General features: G+C 56.2%; 2 protein-coding genes. One reads left to right on the top strand and one right to left on the bottom strand.

Annotation, left to right across the window (positions count from 1 at the left end; genetic code table 11):
* Positions 1 to 297, top strand: a 297-nt coding sequence (locus KK062_RS29770) for a TolB family protein (protein ID WP_369075192.1), incomplete at its 5' end; no start/stop codon positions are given.
* Here KK062_RS29770 and KK062_RS29775 read toward each other — a convergent pair.
* Positions 294 to 1,275, bottom strand: a 982-nt coding sequence (locus tag KK062_RS29775; RefSeq protein ID WP_254088036.1) for an IPT/TIG domain-containing protein, incomplete at its 5' end; no start/stop codon positions are given. The genes KK062_RS29770 and KK062_RS29775 overlap by 4 nt on opposite strands.

The following is a 1,275-nucleotide window of genomic DNA, read 5'->3' on the forward strand; positions in this document are numbered from 1 at the left end:
CAGCTATACCGGGTGCCGAACACCGGGCGGCACATCGTTACGCTGACGTATTTGACATTTGCTATCCAGGGACAGTGCAACGTAAGCCCTGACGGCCGTTGGATCTCCTTCCTGGCCGACAACAGCGTCTGGGTGACCGACGCTGCCGGCGGCTCCCCCCGTCGCCTCACCGCGCGCAGCCATGACGCCCAGGCACCCGTAGGCGGTGCCCTTTGGAGTCACCGCGGCGACCGCCTGGTATACAATCGCTACGACGCAGAAGGCTTCCTGCAGATCTATACCATCTCCGCATTTTAATAGTAGAAGATTAGCGGATCCGAGGCAACACCCTGGACAACTACCGCAATGGTGGAAAAGGCACTGTTCGTCGCGACGGCTTCAAGATCGATCCTGTACGGCGACCACCTGACAATCTTGATGTCGCCGGTAAACGGCCCGGCGCCGACGGTTAACTGAATCTCGTTGCCCGGTGCATCGAGGCCGAAATATTGACCGTACAACGAGATCGTTGTGGATACATAGGTATTGCCGTCGAAGTTGTTAAAATACTCCAGTTCGCTTAGCTGAGGCTTGACAGTGTATGTATAAGACAAACTCTTGATCCCCTCGGAGACAATAACAATGGAAATAGGGTTGTCACCACCGGAGGGAGGGTACGGTGTCTCCAGGTATAGCTTGCCGTCATTGGTCTTGCCCGCGTTGTAGATCCTCATCTTCTCGCCGTTAAAATACACTTCCAGTAGAGGTATGTCGGTAGAAAAATGATCACCGATAATGGTTAATGTTTTTCCTTCCGTATAGGTATCCGCCAGGTCGATGCGCGGGATATCAAATACAGTAAAGGCCGGTCCGCTGCCGCGCAGGCCCGCGGCTTCTATCGTGACAGTGCCCGTCGTAGCCTCATACGGCACGGTTACCAACAGCGTCGACAGCGAAGCGGGATCGCCTACCGGTGCCGCCGTGCCATTGATAAAAACGCGGTTGCTGTCAGCATTGGAGGAGAAGCCACGGCCGTAGAGCCGGAAGACCGTGCCCGGATATCCCTCCGTGGGGCGGATGCTATCGATCACGATCCCATCGCCGTCGCGGCCGGTATAATCTTCGGCACAGCCCGCCAGCGCGTACAGGGCGAGAAACGGAAGGGTGCGTAATGCGGTGGCGATCGCCACGAGCGGAGTTCGGTGTAAACGCATGTTAGTAGCGGATGTTTTTTTCTTCACTGCGGGCAAGTGTTTGTGCGCCGGCTTCGGCGCTGATGACATAGCTATATAAGGT

The sequence above is a fragment of the Dawidia cretensis genome (assembly GCF_018598175.1).
Lineage (GTDB): Bacteria > Bacteroidota > Bacteroidia > Cytophagales > Cyclobacteriaceae > Ohtaekwangia > Ohtaekwangia cretensis.